12 protein-coding genes and 1 pseudogene are annotated in these 14,462 nt (G+C 70.8%); 7 read left to right on the top strand and 6 right to left on the bottom strand.

The window, feature by feature from the left end; all coding sequences use genetic code 11:
* Nucleotides 1-18: 18 nt before the first annotated feature.
* Nucleotides 19-318, bottom strand: a complete 300-nt coding sequence (locus AB0M26_RS12665) for a hypothetical protein (RefSeq protein WP_365258846.1) — start codon at nt 316-318, stop codon at nt 19-21.
* A 269-nt stretch (nt 319-587) separates the two neighbouring features.
* Between AB0M26_RS12665 and AB0M26_RS12660 the strand changes: the two genes are divergently transcribed.
* The 6 genes from AB0M26_RS12660 (at nt 588) to AB0M26_RS12635 (ending at nt 7,609) form a co-directional block, all read left to right on the top strand.
* Complete coding sequence (locus AB0M26_RS12660; RefSeq protein ID WP_365258843.1) at nt 588-1,781, top strand: alpha/beta hydrolase; 1,194 nt, start codon at nt 588-590, stop codon at nt 1,779-1,781.
* 98 nt (nt 1,782-1,879) lie between these two features.
* A complete protein-coding gene (locus AB0M26_RS12655) occupies nt 1,880-2,632 on the top strand; it encodes a GntR family transcriptional regulator (RefSeq protein ID WP_365258840.1) in 753 nt (250 codons plus the stop codon).
* A gap of 589 nt (nt 2,633-3,221) precedes the next feature.
* Nucleotides 3,222-3,404, top strand: coding sequence for an SPOR domain-containing protein (locus AB0M26_RS12650; protein WP_365258837.1), 183 nt, complete (start codon nt 3,222-3,224; stop codon nt 3,402-3,404).
* A 402-nt stretch (nt 3,405-3,806) separates the two neighbouring features.
* The gene (locus tag AB0M26_RS12645; RefSeq protein ID WP_365259042.1) at nt 3,807-4,196 is read left to right on the top strand and encodes a (deoxy)nucleoside triphosphate pyrophosphohydrolase; all 390 of its coding nucleotides are present in this window, start codon (nt 3,807-3,809) and stop codon (nt 4,194-4,196) included.
* Between the two features lie 137 nt (nt 4,197-4,333).
* A complete protein-coding gene (locus AB0M26_RS12640; protein ID WP_365258834.1) occupies nt 4,334-4,768 on the top strand; it encodes an ATP-binding protein in 435 nt (144 codons plus the stop codon).
* 201 nt (nt 4,769-4,969) lie between these two features.
* Nucleotides 4,970-7,609 (top strand): SpoIIE family protein phosphatase, encoded by a 2,640-nt coding sequence (locus AB0M26_RS12635; RefSeq protein WP_365258831.1) that lies wholly within the window; start codon nt 4,970-4,972, stop codon nt 7,607-7,609.
* Between the two features lie 26 nt (nt 7,610-7,635).
* Here the strand turns inward: AB0M26_RS12635 and AB0M26_RS12630 are convergent.
* The 5 genes and pseudogenes from AB0M26_RS12630 to AB0M26_RS12610 all read right to left on the bottom strand — a co-directional run.
* A pseudogene (locus AB0M26_RS12630) lies at nt 7,636-7,929 on the bottom strand (hypothetical protein); the annotation flags it as partial.
* A gap of 57 nt (nt 7,930-7,986) precedes the next feature.
* Nucleotides 7,987-8,787: a succinate dehydrogenase/fumarate reductase iron-sulfur subunit gene (locus AB0M26_RS12625; protein WP_365258828.1), complete on the bottom strand. Its 801-nt coding sequence runs from the start codon at nt 8,785-8,787 to the stop codon at nt 7,987-7,989.
* On the bottom strand, nt 8,784-10,730 hold the full coding sequence (locus AB0M26_RS12620; protein WP_365258825.1) for a fumarate reductase/succinate dehydrogenase flavoprotein subunit: 1,947 nt from the start codon (nt 10,728-10,730) through the stop codon (nt 8,784-8,786). The genes AB0M26_RS12625 and AB0M26_RS12620 overlap by 4 nt, the downstream gene beginning before the upstream one ends.
* A gap of 26 nt (nt 10,731-10,756) precedes the next feature.
* Entirely contained in the window at nt 10,757-11,599 is an 843-nt protein-coding gene (locus AB0M26_RS12615) for a hypothetical protein (RefSeq protein WP_365258822.1), read from the bottom strand.
* Between the two features lie 105 nt (nt 11,600-11,704).
* Nucleotides 11,705-12,001 carry a hypothetical protein gene (locus tag AB0M26_RS12610; protein WP_365258819.1) on the bottom strand — a complete coding sequence of 99 codons (297 nt, stop codon included), beginning with the start codon at nt 11,999-12,001 and terminating at the stop codon, nt 11,705-11,707.
* A gap of 311 nt (nt 12,002-12,312) precedes the next feature.
* Here AB0M26_RS12610 and AB0M26_RS12605 point away from each other — a divergent pair, with 311 nt between their 5' ends.
* Nucleotides 12,313-14,367 (top strand): ABC transporter family substrate-binding protein, encoded by a 2,055-nt coding sequence (locus AB0M26_RS12605; protein WP_365258816.1) that lies wholly within the window; start codon nt 12,313-12,315, stop codon nt 14,365-14,367.
* Nucleotides 14,368-14,462: the final 95 nt, after the last annotated feature.

The following is a 14,462-nucleotide window of genomic DNA, read 5'->3' as shown; positions in this document are numbered from 1 at the left end:
AACCTTTCCCCGCGCCCCTCAGCGGTGCGCCATGAAGTCCGTGAGGCCTTTCTGCACGTCATCGACGTTCATCGCGGGCATGATGTCGATCGTTGCGCCGAGTTCGAGGAAGAACGGTTCGCAGACGGTCGGGAGCTGCGAGGACTCCTGCATGTCGAACACCACGACGGCGCACCGGACGCCGTCCTCGTTCGTGAAGTAGGCCGCCTCCGGCTTCAGCCCCTCCAGCGCCGAGAGCAGTGTCTTCTCCAGAGTGCCGTTCTTGATCGCCTGGTTCGCCCGTTCGGTGTTCATCCGGGCCTTCATGAGCATGCGCATGCCACTCACCTCTTCCGACTCCGGGCCGACCGGGGTCTTGCGCATCCCGTACGCGCTCAGGGTGGGCCTCGATCGCGCCCCCCTTCAGCGTCCCTCCTGGTGTGCGCGGCCGCAACGGCCGGCCGTAAGCGCCCCGGCGCCCGGCCCCCCGGGCCGGGGTGTCCCCCCTCCGACGCCGCTCCGCTGCGCCGAACGGACCATCCGGCGGGACGACTTCGGTCCGCCCGGGAAGTGCTGGGCCGTGGTGGGCCTGTGCGAGGAGGTCGGTCATGCCAGTGGCGCGCGGGATCGGACGGTGGCTGACCGTCGCGCTGCTGCTCCTGCTCGCCGCCCTGGAAGTCCTGCTCCTGGTGCTGGTGTTCGTGCCGCTGCCCCGGCGCCCGCTCGTCGCCGCCGCCTCCGTGCTCGCCACGTCCTGGTGCACGGCGGTCCTCGGTGTCCCCGCTCTGCTCGGCCTGGTCCTCGTCCGCGCGCTGTGGCGTACCCGGGCGGTCCGCACCACCCGCTGGGCGGCCTGGGTCGCTCTTTCCGCATCGGCCGTCGCCCTGGCGAGCGCGCTGGCACCGTACGCCGCCGCCCTGGCGACCGCCCGCGTGCACGGTGAAGGGCTGTCCCTGGCAGCGCAGTTCGCCGGTCTCAACTACGCGCGGGAGCCGGCGCGCGACCGCACCCTGGTGTACGCGCGCGTGGGCAAGCACCGGATGAAGATGGACGTGTGGCTGCCGGGGGGCCGCCGACCGCGGACCACGCGCCCCGCGGTCGTATGGGTGCACGGGGGTGGCTGGGAGTCGGGTCACCGCAGCCAGACCCCGCGCTGGAACGAGTGGCTCAACGACCGCGGGTACGCCGTCTTCGACATCGAGTACCGGCTCGCGCCCCGCGCCACCCAGCTCCAGCAGATCGGCGATGTGAAGTGCGCCATCGGCTGGGTGCGGGGCAATGCGGCGCGGTACGCCGTCGACCCCTCCCGGATCGTTCTCGCGGGCACTTCGGCGGGCGGCAACCTCGCCCTGTCCGCCGCCTACACCGCCCGCGACAACCGGCCCCGCCCCTCCTGCGAGACGCGCGGCGACACCTCCGTCCGCGCGGTGGTGTCGTTCTACGGGCCCACCGACATGGCCGGGATGATCGCGGGCGGCGCGAACCGGGCCGACCCCAGAGTCCGCCGCTTCATGGGCGGTTCGCTGATGACGGCGTCCGCGGGCTTCCGGCTCGGCTCGCCGGTCCGGCTCGTACGGGGCGATGTGCCGCCGACCCTGCTGCTCCACGGCAGCCACGACCGGCTCGTACCGGTGAGGCAGGCGCGCGAGCTGAGCACGCGGCTGGCGCGGGCCGGTGCGGTGCACGAGTACGTCGAGATTCCTTGGGCGGACCACGCGTTCGACTACAACTGGGGCAACTGGGGCACCCAGATCGCGCGGCCGGTTCTGGCCCGCTTCCTGCGGCTTCATGCCGGGCACTGATCAAGATCAGCACTTCGGGTGAAACTTTGGCCCCCACTTGCGATCGACAACCCTCGGTTGCCAGGGTGTTGCAGTCTGTCAAACTGTGGGAGGGGCACGTGCCTTTCGGTGAGCAGCCTGCGTACCTTCGGGTCGCCGGTGACCTGCGGCAGAAGATCGTCGACGGCTCACTGCCGCCGCACACGAGGCTCCCGTCCCAAGCCCGCATCCGCCAGGAGTACGGCGTCTCGGACACGGTCGCGCTGGAGGCCCGCAAGGTGCTCATGGCCGAGGGCCTCGTCGAGGGCCGCTCGGGTTCGGGGACGTATGTGCGGGAGCGGCCCGTGCCCCGCCGGATCGCCCGCTCCGGCTATCAGTGCGCCGCCGACTCCACCCCGTTCCGTCAGGAGCAGGCCGACGAGCGGGTCAAAGGCACGTGGGAGTCCAGCAGTGAGCAGGAGGCCGCGAGCCCGTCGATCGCCGCCCGGCTGGGCATCGAGCCGGGGGAGCGGGTCATGCGCACCCGCTACCTCTTCCGGGCCGAGGGGGAGCCGGCCATGCTCTCCACGTCGTGGGAACCGCTGGCGGTGACCGGCCGTACGCCCGTGATGCTCCCCGAGGAGGGACCGCTGGCCGGGCGCGGGGTGGTGGAGCGGATGGCCGCGATCGACGTGATCGTGGACAACGTGCTGGAGGAGATCGGCGCCCGGCCCGGACTTGCTGAGGAAACGCTTGCGCTGGGGGGCGTGCCGGGGCATCCGGTGCTGGTGGTGGCCCGTACGTTCTACGCCTCCGGGAGACCGGTCGAGACGGCGGACGTGGTCGCTCCGGCGGATCGGTACCGCATCGCGTACCACTTGCCCGTGAGGTGACGGGGTGCGGGGGCGAGGCCTCCGCGGCCCGCGACCGCCGGACGGCTGAGCGGCCGTCAGGAGGCGCTGACGGGCGCCTGAGCATTGATCGTGACAGGCCGTCATGCGCGCTTCCGGGTACCGTCCGAGGCGGTCAAGGTGGCGCAGGGGCAGGGGCGGTGGAATCCGGTCAAGTGAGGCCGCTGCCGCATCCGGGGCTCCGGCAATGGCGTCCGTACGCGTACGCGCGGCCGTGCGCCGCGGGCCGCGCCCGGCCCGTAGGCGTCGCCGCGTCACGTCGGCTCACGGGGCGGGGTGAGTCGACCCCCGCCCTGACGGTTCCGCGGCTACCGGTACCGTTTCCCGCGCTCGCGATCACCCCGGCGTGGCAGCTGCCGCAATGGGGCGGGTTGCGGGGCCCGGTCATGGCCGGATCCGGCGATGAGCGGAGCGGTCGGCCCGAACTCGTGGCCGGAACGGTACCTCTTTGTGAAAAGCCGTATCCGTTGCGTGAAGGTCGGGCGTACGCTCGGCATATGCGGATCGCGATTTCCTCACAGGCCAGGACGCTGCGCGCGCGGAAATGTGCGACGGCGCGAGGGGCGAGGCGATGACCGACAGCGGCGCCGTGCAGCCATGGCTCGTCATACGTCAGGACGAGAACGGCAATCGCTATCGCGTCGGTCGCTATGCCACCAGGGCGGAGGCCGAGCGGGTCGCCGCGCGTCTGGAGTCGAGGGGCCGCAAGCAGCTCTACTCGGTGGAGCGGATAGGCCGCCGCACCCCGTCGTGACCCGCGTGCGGCCCGCCCCCGGGGCGTCGCACTCGCATATCGGAGCGCATCACTCCGCCGGGCTGAGGTCCAACCTCCGCCGGGCTGAGGTCCAGCCTCCGCCGGGCCGAGTTCGCCTCCGCCGCGCGACGCGGGCCCACGGCCGCGCCCCGCGCACCGTGCGAGGACCCCGTGCACCGTGCGGGGACCCCGCGCACCGTGCGAGGACCCCGTTCCTCCTCCGCAACCGCCAGCCCCTGATGGTGCCTCGGCCCCCATCCCCCGTGCGCGGTTCCGCCCGCCGCCCCAGGGCTTCCGTACGACGACCGCGCGGTGACTGATCGCCGTGCCCGCGGGGCCGGCCCGGGCGGGAGGGGCATGCACCCGTCGTAGGGTTCCCGGGTGACGGGAGACGAGACGCGGATCGTGGTCGGCGGCGCCGTACTGGACGGCGGACGGCTGCTGGCCGCCCGCCGCAATGCCCCGCCCGCGCTGGCCGGCCGCTGGGAACTGCCCGGCGGCAAGCTGGAACACGGTGAGACGCCCGAGGCGGGCCTGGTCCGCGAGCTGCGCGAGGAGCTGGGCGTCGAAGTGGAGCCGCTCGCACGGATTCCCGGCGAGTGGCCGCTCAAGCCGGGCCTCGTGCTGTGGGTCTGGACCGCCCGGCTGGTCGCGGGCGAGCCGCGGCCGCTCGAGGACCACGACGAGCTCCGGTGGCTCACACCCGGCCGGGTGCACGAGGTGGACTGGCTGGACGAGGACCGGCCCGCGGTCGCGGAAGCGGTGCGACTGCTCGGCCGGGCGACAGGCTAGTCCGATAAGTCGTTTCATGCCACAGCGCGCCAAATGAGCCTATAGCGGACATCGATATCGGGTATGCCGTCAGTAGCGACACCGAAATCGCCCGAAACCGGACACCGGGGTCCGCCAGTGATCTGGAAGTGGTCGGCGTGAGCGACTCTGCAGGGGTTCCCCGCGCGAGACCTCCTGTCGCCCACACCGCGACCGAGCCCGAGACCTCGTGGAGCTTCCCGGCCGAGGCGGGGTCCGTCCGGGCCGCCCGCGCCCTGGTCCGTTCGACCCTCAATGAGTGGGGTCTGAACGCAGTCAGCGACGTGACCGTATTGCTGGTCAGTGAACTCGTCACCAATGCGCTGCGCCATGCCACCGGCCCGATCGGTGTCCGTATCCGGCGCATCCGCAGCGACGCACTGCTCGTCGAGGTGTCCGACCCGATGCCCGATCTGCCGAGGGAACGGGACGTGAGGCCCGACGACGAAGGGGGGCGCGGGCTTCAGCTTGTGTCGCGTACGTCCCGCCGCTGGGGAACGCGGCGGGAAAGCACGGGTAAGACGGTGTGGTTCGAGCTCGGCCTGCCCGGTTAGAAGAAAGGAGTAGTGCTGATCACGGGACTGATCCGGGCCGCAGATTCCCGACGTGATGCGTGGCTGTGACCTTCCGGGGGCTCACCGCGGACCCTCCAATGAGACAGTGCTGTGATCGTGAAGGCCGTGTTCCGGATGGCTGAGGTGCTGGATACTCGGCGGAGGCCGGTCCGGGCAAGGTGAGCTGGAGGGGACGGGCGCGTGAGCGACATACCAGCCGGGGCGGGGACGCCCGATGAGACGGCAGATGCCCCTGTGTGGCAGAGCAGCCCGCCCGGGTCGATATACGACTACATCAGGGTCGCCTCCTTCTCTCTCGGCGCCGACGGCCGCATCGACCAGTGGAGCGAGCGCGCAGCCGAGCTCCTGCGGATCCCCGCCTCCGAAGCCATCGGCAAGGACCCGATCGAAGCCTTCGTCCCTCCCGAACTGAGCGATCAGGGCCAGCGCAAGGTGGCCGAGATCCTCGACGGCCGTGAGTGGGTCGGCCTCCTCCCTTTCCGTACGAGCGAGGGCACCCGCCCCCGTCTCGCCGAGGTCTACGTGATGCCCGCCGAGGCCGAGGGCGGCGGCCGCGGCGCGGTCTGCATCGTCGTGGACGCCCGGGTCCTGCGCGGCATCGAGACCGACCTGGCGGCCTCGCAGGCCGTTTTCGGCCAATCTCCCATGGGTTTCCTGCTGTTCGGCACGGACCTGCGGATCCTCCGTGCCAACGAACGCTTCGCGGCCGTGTTCGGCGGCACCGCGGAATCCCACCGCGGCCGGGCCCCGAAGGACTACCTCACACCGGTCGAGGCCGACCGCCTCAACGCCGCACTCCGCAAAGTCCTCGACACCGGAAGCCCGGTGACGGATCTTCAGCTCATGGGCACCATCCCCGGCGAATCCGAACGCCGCCGATGGTCCGTCAATCTCTACCGGCTGCACAGCGGCAGCGGGCGCCCGATCGGGGTCGCCGGTCTCGCCACAGACGTCACTCGGCGCCGCAACGCCGAGCGCGAGGCCGCCAGCGCTCGCCGCAACCTCGCCCTCCTCAACGCCGCCGGTGCCCGGATCGGCAACTCCCTCGACCTGGAGACCACCGCGCGCGAGCTCCTCGACGTCGCCGTACCGCAGTTCTGCGATCTCGCCTCGGTCGACCTCTACCAAGGGCTGCTCACCGGCGACGAGACCCCGTCGGGACTCGCCGACGGCAGCGCGGAGTTGCGGCGCGTGGCCTTCGCGAGCGCGGTGGCCGATGCCCCCGTCTCCCTCCCCGCTCGCGTCGGCGACGAGAACTGCGAGCCGCACGCCATCGAGGTCGGAGCGGTCCACCGCTTCCCCTTCAACTCCGCCTGGGCCGACGCCCTGCGCACCGCTCATCCCAAGGTCGTCCCCGGCCACGGCGACGAGGCGCCCGAACTGGGCGCCGCTGTCGTGCAGTCGACCCTCGCCGTACCGATGGTTGCCCACGACACCGTCGTCGGGCTGGCCCAGTTCTCCCGTACGAAGGGCAGCGAGCCGTTCGGGGAGCGCGACACCGCACTCGCCGTCGAACTGGCGGCCCGCGCCGCGGTGTGCATCGACAACGCGCGCCTCTACCGCCGCGAGCACGAGCGCGCGCTGATCCTCCAGCGCAGCCTGCTGCCACCGGGCGACCCCGAAGCCGCGGGGCTGGACATCGCCTGCCGCTATCTGCCGGGCAACACCGCCACCGAGGTGGGCGGCGACTGGTTCGACGTCATCCAGCTCCCAGGGCACCGCACCGCTCTGGTCGTCGGCGATGTGATGGGCCGGGGCCTTCGCGCGGCCGTGGCCATGGGCGAACTGCGCACGGCCGTAAGGACGTTGGCCCTCCTGGATCTGGAGCCCGCGGAGGTGCTCTCGCAGCTCGACGAGATCGCACGCGGCCTGGGCTCCCCGGCCGGGGCCTACGGGGACCACCGCACCAGCCGCAGCGGCACCGCCGCCTCTCGCTCCTCCGACCTCTCCGAGGTCTACCTCGCCACGTGCGTGTACGCGGTCTACGACCCGGTCACCCGGCGCTGCACATTCGCCAACGCCGGCCATCTGCCGCCCGTCCTCGTCGAACCCGGCGAGTCCGCGCTGATGCTCGAAGTGCCGACCGGCATGCCCCTGGGCGTCGGCGGCGAGCCGTTCGAGGAGATCGAGGTCGACCTGCCGGACGGCGCGCTCCTCGCGCTCTACACCGACGGACTCGTCGAGTCCCGCGACCACCCGCTGGACGAGGGGCTGCAGGCGTTCCGTACGGCCCTCACCGACCGGCCCCCGTCCGCCGGAAGACAGGACTCCAGCCCGCTGGAGGGCCTCTGCGACCGGGTGCTCGCCAGCCTCGACACCCGTCACGGCGAGGACGACATCGCGCTCCTCATGGCCCGCGTCCAGGGCCTGCCCGAGGAGTCGGTCGGCGATTGGAAACTACCCACCGAACCCAAGTCGGTCGCCCGCGCCCGAGAACTGACGCGGGAGCAGCTCACCGCCTGGGGGCTGGAGCAACTCGTCGACACCGCCGAGCTGCTCGTCAGCGAACTGGTCACCAACGCCCTGCGGTACGGCGCCGGAATCCCCCTCGGCGAGCCGGGCGGAGAGATCCGTCTGCGGCTCCTGCTCGACACCACGCTGGTGTGTGAGGTGTGGGACGGCGGTCTGGTCCAGCCTCGCCGCCGACGCGCCCGCGACACGGACGAGGGCGGCCGCGGGCTGCAACTGGTCGGACTGCTCAGCGCGGGCTGGGGCAGCCGCCGCACCCCGCGCGGCAAGACTGTCTGGTTCGAACTCGTCCTACCCGACGGCGAAACCCCGGCGGCGGACCCGGTCGAGGCCCTGCTGAGCCTCTACTAGGGCCGGCCTCTGCCGGAGCCAGGAGCGAGGGGGACCTCGCTGCTGCGGATCGACCTCGGCACATCGGCGTCCGGGAGCACGGCCCCGATGACCGGCTCGGCCTCCGCCCTGACCTCTTCCGGCGTCCGGTGGTCGACGCTCAGGGAGGCCACCTCGATCCGGCCGAACCCGAGCCTCTCGAGCGGTTCTTCCCACGACTCCGTGAACCCGTGCCTGGCCCGAGCGCGGTCCTCGGCAATGGTGAAGCTCCGGGACGGGCAGCGGAGCAACAGCATCCACCAACAACGCCAGTACGGATCGGCGGTGCCCTCCCGGGCTTCCGCCCGGTCGGACACCGCCGATCCGTACTGCTGTTGGTCGCGTTCCGCCGCCTGCGGTCAGGTCCGTCGCCGGATCTTGTTGCCCAGCCAGACCAGTGGGTCGTACTTGCGGTCCACGGCCCGCTCCTTCAGCGGGATCAGGGCGTTGTCCGTGATCTTGATCCCTTCCGGGCACACCTCCGTGCAGCACTTCGTGATGTTGCAGTAGCCCAGTCCGTGGTCCTCCTGGGCCGTGGCCTTGCGGTCGAGACCGGACTCCGCCGCCGCGTCCAGCGGATGCATGTCCAGTTCCGCGATCCGCATCAGGAAGCGCGGACCGGCGAACGCGGTCTTGTTCTCCTCGTGGTCGCGCACCACATGGCAGGTGTCCTGGCACAGGAAGCACTCGATGCACTTCCTGAACTCCTGCGAGCGCCCCACGTCCTCCTGCTGCATCCGGTACTCGCCCGGCGCCAGGTCCGGCGGCGGGACGAACGACGGAACCTCGCGCGCCTTCTCGTAGTTGAAGTTCACGTCCGTCACCAGGTCGCGTACGACCGGGAAGGCCCGCAGCGGTGTGACCGTGATCGTCTCGTCGCGGTCGAAGACCGACATGCGCGTCATGCACATCAGTCGCGGCCGCCCGTTGATCTCGGCGCTGCACGAACCGCACTTGCCCGCCTTGCAGTTCCAGCGGACCGCGAGGTCGGGGGCCTGGGTGGCCTGGAGCCGGTGGATGATGTCGAGGACGACCTCGCCCTCGTTCACCTCGATGCGGAAGTCCTCCAGACCGCCGCCGTCAGCGTCGCCCCGCCAGACCTTGAAGTGCGCCTGGTACGCGCCGGTGGCGGTCTGCTGGGGGGTGGTGTCCGTACTCACTGGGTCAGCTCCTCGTCCGTCAGGTACTTCACCAGCTCTTCCTTCTCGAAGAGGCCCAGCAAGTCGGCCCTGATGGGCGGCATTTCGCGCCGTTCGAGCCGGATCTGGCCGCGCTCCGGGTCGGAGGCGGCGACCGAACCGGTCGGATCGGCGAGCGAGCAGACCAGGTTGATCCGCCGCCACTCACGGTCCATCTGCGGGTGGTCGTCACGGGTGTGGCCGCCGCGGCTCTCGGTGCGCTCCATGGCGGCGCGCGCCACGCACTCGCTGACCAGCAGCATGTTCCGCAGGTCGATGGCCAGATGCCAACCCGGGTTGAACTGCCGGTGGCCTTCGACGCCGGCATTGCGCGCCCGGGCGCGCAGTCCGCCCAGCCGGTGCAGCGCCTCGCTCATCTCGCTCTCCCGCCGGATGATCCCGACGAGGTTGTTCATCGCCTGCTGGAGTTCCTGGTGCAGGGTGTACGGGTTCTCGGCCGGGCGTCCGTCCGGGTGCTCGGCGTCCGGGCCCTCCGCGCTGAACGGGCGCAGTGCCTCCGCCTCGGCCACCTCGATGTCCGGGGCGGACGGTGCGGGCCGCTCGCCGCCGCTGAGTGCGGCCGCGTACTCCGCCGCGTAGAGCCCGGCCCGGCGGCCGAACACCAGGAGGTCGGAGAGCGAGTTGCCGCCCAGCCGGTTCGAGCCGTGCATGCCGCCGGCGACCTCGCCCGCGGCGAAGAGGCCGGGCACGCCGTGCGCGGCGGCCGTGTCGGGGTCGACGTCGACACCGCCCATGACGTAGTGGCAGGTCGGGCCGACCTCCATCGCCTCGGCGGTGATGTCGACGTCCGCCAGTTCCTTGAACTGGTGGTGCATCGACGGCAGTCGGCGTTTGATGACCTCGGCGGGCATACGCGTCGAAACGTCCAGGAACACCCCGCCGTGCGGGGAGCCCCGGCCCGCCTTCACCTCGGAGTTGATGGCGCGCGCGACTTCGTCGCGGGGGAGCAGCTCGGGAGGACGCCGGTTGTTGTCCGGGTCCTCGTACCAGCGGTCGCCCTCCTCCTCCGTCTGCGCGTACTTCTCCTTGAAGACGTCTGGGATGTAGTCGAACATGAAGCGCTTGCCGTCGCTGTTGCGCAGCACCCCGCCGTCGCCGCGCACCGACTCGGTGACGAGGATGCCCTTCACCGACGGCGGCCAGACCATCCCGGTGGGGTGGAACTGCACGAACTCCATGTTGATCAGCGGCGCTCCGGCCAGCAGTGCGAGTGCGTGCCCGTCGCCGGTGTACTCCCAGGAGTTCGACGTCACCTTGAAGGACTTGCCGATGCCGCCGGTGGCGAGCACGACCGCGGGAGCCTCGATGACGAAGAAGCGGCCGGACTCCCTCTCGTAGCCGAAGACTCCGGAGACCTTGCCGTCGGTCTTCAGAACGCGGGTGACCGTGCACTCCTGGAAGACCTTGAGGCGAGCCTCGTAGTCGCCGTGCTCCTTGAAGTCCTCCTGCTGCAGCGACACGATCTTCTGCTGCAGGGTGCGGATCAGCTCCAGACCCGTACGGTCGCCAACATGCGCCAGGCGCGGGTACTCGTGACCGCCGAAGTTGCGCTGCGAGATCCTACCGTCGGCCGTACGGTCGAAGAGCGCGCCCCAGGTCTCCAGTTCCCACACCCGGTCCGGCGCCTCGCGCGCGTGCAGCTCGGCCATGCGCCAGTGGTTGAGGAACTTGCCGCCGCGCATCGTGTCGCGGAAGTGCACCTGCCAGTTGTCGCCCTCGTTGACATTGCCCATGCTCGCGGCGATACCGCCTTCGGCCATGACCGTATGGGCCTTGCCGAACAGCGACTTGCAGATGACCGCTGTGCGCATGCCCTGCTCGCGGGCCTCGATGGCGGCGCGCAGGCCGGCGCCGCCGGCGCCGACCACGACCACGTCCCACGCCTGCCGGTCGACTTGCGTCATCGTTTTTGCATCCCTCTCAGAAGCGGTCAGAAGATCTGCGGGTCGGCGAAGGCGCCGGTGGCGAGCAGATAGACGTAGAAGTCGGCGATTGCCACGCTGATCAGCGAGGCCCAGGCGAGCTGCATGTGCCGCTCGTTGAGCCGGCCGACCAAGCCCCACAGCCGGTAGCGCACCGGGTGCTTCGAGAAGTGCTTCAGACGGCCGCCGACGATGTGCCGGCATGAGTGGCAGGACAGCGTGTACGCCCAGATCAGCACGATGTTGATCAGGAAGACCAGCGTGCCGAGGCCCATGTGGCCCCACTCGTAGTCGGAGTTCCGGAAGGCCAGCACGGTGTCGTACGTGAGGATCCCGGCCACCGGCAGCGCCGCGTAGAAGAAGTACCGGTGGATGTTCTGGAGAATGAGCGGGAACCGGGTCTCGCCGGAGTACTTCCGGTGCGGCTCGGCCACCGCGCAGGCCGGGGGTGACGCCCAGAAGCCGCGGTAGTACGCCTTCCGGTAGTAATAGCAGGTCAGGCGGAAGCCGAGCGGGAAGATCAGGATCAGCAGGGCGGGCGAAATGCCCCACCAGCTCCCGAAAATCTCCCAGTTCGGTCCGCCGCGCATCGTCTCGCAATTCTCCGCGAGGCAGGGCGAGTAGAAGGGCGAGACATACGGCGCCGCGTAATAGTCGGCGTTTGCGAATGCCCGCCAGGTCGAGTAGACGACGAACGCCAGCAGCCCGGCGGCGGTGACGGCCGGTGTCAGCCACCAGCGGTCGGTCCGCAGATGGCGCGCGGGGATGGCGGCGCGCGTGGCGAAGTGCACTCCGCCGCGCGCGTCACTGGGTTCGTCGGTGCCCGGTCGGGGTTCGGTACCAGTGGCCAATTCGATGACTCCGAGTAGGAGTGAGGGTCGGCTGTGAACGCGTACGACGGAGGGTGACGGCGGTGCGAGGGCCCGGCGCGGGCCCGTCGCACCGCACGGGACGCGCTAGGGCGCGTGACGGTCGCGTGCGCCGAGGCCCTCGTCCTCGGCATCGGTCCACAGGGCGCTGTTGTACGGGGTGTCCGGGATGGTCACCATCTCCGGGTGGCGGGCCGGCGCCTGGGTCCGCCCTTGCCCTGTGCTGTCACGCAGCAGGGCGAGGCTCTCGCGCAGGTGGTCCGCGTCGGTGCGCACGCGGCGGACTTCGAGGCTGCCGCCGACTTGCTGCTCCAGCCGTCCCAGAGATCGGGTCAGCTCGTCGAGCGAGCGCTGTGCGGCTGTCAGATCGTCCGATACGGACATGGCTTGCCCTCACTTCCGCGCTTGCGGGCCAACGCTTGCCAACGCTGATGCGCCTGTGAGTGTCGCGCGTCACATCCTACCTTGGCTAGGGATCCACAAACATTGGCCCTTCGTGTCGGGGCCCCGCGCTGCCGTGCGCCCCCTGTGAGCCGTTGCGACACATGTGCCGCCTGCCGCCGTACGGGTGGGAATCCAGGGTTCCGTGACGTGTCGCCGTGCCCGAGTGGAACCAGTCGATTTCAGTGGTCCAGGAATAGATGTGATGAGCGGCATAAGCGCCCAAAAGTGTGCGGCACGGAGGTTTTCAGGTCATGTCCATCTACGGCGTCAGCGGCCGGGCGGCATCACGTACCCCACGTGCACCACGCGCATCGCGAGGGGAACCGGACGCACGGTTCCGGCGCCGTACCACCGCGCTGCTCGCCGTGGGAGCGCTGCTCCCGCTCCCCGTCCTGGCCGGGTGCAGCAGCTCGCCCAGCACGCCGACCGCCACGGCCGTGCCGAAGGACGTCGCCGTCACCGGGCGCGGCAGGGTCGATGAGGGCGGGACGGTGCGCTGGGCCATCGACGCGGTGCCCGCGACGCTCAACACCTTCCAGTCGGACGCCGACGCCGCCAGCGACCGCATCGCGGGCGCGGTGCTGCCCGCGCTCTTCACCCTGGACGAGCACGGCAAGCCGACGCGCAACGAGAACTACCTCACCGCCGCCGAGGTCACCGAGCGCGAGCCGAAGCAGATCGTGACCTACAACCTCAACCCCGCGGCCACCTGGAGCGACGGACGGAAGCTCGGCGCCGCCGACTTCGTGGCGCAGTGGAAGGCGCTCAGCGGCAAGGACCGCGCCTACTGGACCGCGCGCAACGCCGGATACGACCGAATCGAGAGGATCGAGCAGGGCAAGAGCCCGCAGGAGGTGCGGGTCACCTTCGCCAAGCCCTACACCGACTGGCGCTCGCTCTTCACACCGCTCTACCCGAAGGCCGTCATGGGCAGCCCGGACGCCTTCAACGACGGTGCCCGCAAGAAGCTGGAGGCGACCGCCGGCCCCTTCGAGCTGAAGAGCAAGGCGAAGGGCTCGGTCACGCTCGTGAAGAACCCGGACTGGTGGGGCGACGAGGCCAAGCTCGACAAGCTCGTCTTCGCCGCCGTCCCGCGCGACAAGCGGGCCGAGGAGCTCGCCAAGGGGCGGCTGGACGTCGCCGAGGTCGACCGGCCCGTCGTGAAGCAGATCGAAGGGGACTCCGAACCCAAGGGCGGCGGCCAGCACCTCCCGAAGAGCGAGCAAGGCGCGGCCGGTTCCGAGGAGCGGGCCCACGACGCGCGGCACGGGCGCACGGACGGCAAGGCGGAGGAAGAGGAAGGGGAGCGGACCGAGCGGCGGGCGGAGGGCAAGCGCAAGGACCGGGCCCGCCGGGCCCGTGCCGCGGCTCTCAGCGGCTACGCGGTCCGGCGGTCGCTCGAACCCGCCTACACGCAGCTCGCGCTGAACGGCTCCACCGGCCCCCTCGCCGACGAGCGGGTACGGCGCGCGATCGCCCGTACCATCGACCGCCAGGCCATCGCCAAGGCCGTGCTACAGCCGCTCGGACTGCCCGTCCAGACGCTCGGCAGCCACGTGATGATGGCCGGGCAGCAGGGCTACCGGGACAACAGCGCGGCGCTCGGCAGCCGGGACACCGCCGCCGCCCAGGCGCTGCTCACCTCGGCGGGCTGGCACGAGACCCGCGGCGGGCTCGCCGGGCACAACGGCAGTGAGAAGGACCGGAAGAAGGACGAGAAGGGGGACACGGGGGAGAAGGGCGCCGACAACGCCGGGCCCGCCGACGTCCGCACTCTGCAGAAGGACGGCAAGCCCCTGACGCTGCGCTTCGTCCTGCCGACCGGCCCCGGCACCGAGCCGCTGCGCACCGCCGGGAACCGCATCTCCACGATGCTGGAGAAGATCGGTATCCGTACGGAGATGACCAAGGTCGCCGACGAGAGCTACTTCAAGGACCACATCGCCTCCGGCGACTACGACCTCGCCCTCTGGACCTGGCCCGCCAGCGCCTACCCGGCCACCGACGCACGCCCCATCTTCGCCAAGCCGCAGCCCGCGCCCGACGGCTCCCTGATCGTCGAGCAGAACTACACGCGTGTCGGCACCGACCACATCGACCAGCTCTTCGACCAGGCCGTCACCGAGCTGGACGCGGCGGCCTCCCGATCGCTGATCCGCCGCGCCGACGCCCGCATCTGGGCCGCGGCCGGCTCGATCCCGCTCTACCAGCGGCCGCAGCTCGTGGCGGTCAAGTCGGACCTGGTGAACGTGGGCGCCTTCGGCTTCGCCACCCCGCGGTACGAGGACATCGGCTTCAAGAAGTAAACCCTTCCGCCTGCCTTCCCCGCCGTCCACCGCCGGGAGGACGGAGAACAGGAGCGCTCCCGGCAGGTCCACGGACCTGCCGGGAGCGCTGCTGC

It is taken from the genome of Streptomyces sp. NPDC051776, assembly GCF_040681345.1.
GTDB lineage: Bacteria > Actinomycetota > Actinomycetes > Streptomycetales > Streptomycetaceae > Streptomyces.
This window is presented reverse-complemented; position numbering and strand designations above follow the sequence as displayed.

Excerpts from the sequence above, each read along its gene's own strand:
- AB0M26_RS12665 (WP_365258846.1), bottom strand. The coding sequence starts at position 318 with ATGCGCATGCTCATGAAGGCCCGGATGAACACCGAACGGGCGAACCAG.
- AB0M26_RS12660 (WP_365258843.1), top strand. The coding sequence starts at position 588 with ATGCCAGTGGCGCGCGGGATCGGACGGTGGCTGACCGTCGCGCTGCTG.
- AB0M26_RS12650 (WP_365258837.1), top strand. The coding sequence starts at position 3,222 with ATGACCGACAGCGGCGCCGTGCAGCCATGGCTCGTCATACGTCAGGAC.
- AB0M26_RS12620 (WP_365258825.1), bottom strand. The coding sequence starts at position 10,730 with ATGACGCAAGTCGACCGGCAGGCGTGGGACGTGGTCGTGGTCGGCGCC.
- AB0M26_RS12610 (WP_365258819.1), bottom strand. The coding sequence starts at position 12,001 with ATGTCCGTATCGGACGATCTGACAGCCGCACAGCGCTCGCTCGACGAG.
- AB0M26_RS12605 (WP_365258816.1), top strand. The coding sequence starts at position 12,313 with ATGTCCATCTACGGCGTCAGCGGCCGGGCGGCATCACGTACCCCACGT.